Here is a 436-nt window from a genome sequence, read left to right on the forward strand (position 1 = left end):
GATCCCGCCCGAGCACCGGGACACGGCCCTGCCCGAGCGCCTACGTGCCGCCGCTGACGCTGTGGTGACGTGGGCTGTGCGCGGGTGGTGGGACTACGAGGACCACGGCATGGGTGAGCCTGACGCGGTGAAGGCCGCGACGGACGCCTATGCGGTCCAGTCTGACGCGGTGCGCCGGTTCATCGCCGAGAACTGCGTTGTCATGGCGGGCGCGTCCGCGCGCTCCAGCGACCTGCACCAGTCATGGGCGGCATGGGCGGTGCAGGACGGTGCAGACGCCCTGAGTGCTAAGGCATTCGGGGCCGAGCTGGACCGGCTGGGATACCCCGCCAAGCGGACGAACGTGGGCATGAGACGGGCCGGAATCGGGCTCGCCGCCGAGTGCGAGGACTGACCGAGTGAAGGGTGGTGAAGGGTGTTTGTAAACCTCCCCACG

1 pseudogene is annotated in these 436 nt (G+C 69.5%); it reads left to right on the forward strand.

The annotated features are described in order from the left end of the window. Positions 1-394, forward strand: a pseudogene (locus tag C6558_RS39225) (hypothetical protein); the annotation flags it as partial. Positions 395-436: the final 42 nt, after the last annotated feature.

Origin of the sequence: Ensifer sp. NM-2 (assembly GCF_003024455.1) — a bacterium.
Classification (GTDB): domain Bacteria; phylum Pseudomonadota; class Alphaproteobacteria; order Rhizobiales; family Rhizobiaceae; genus Ensifer; species Ensifer canadensis.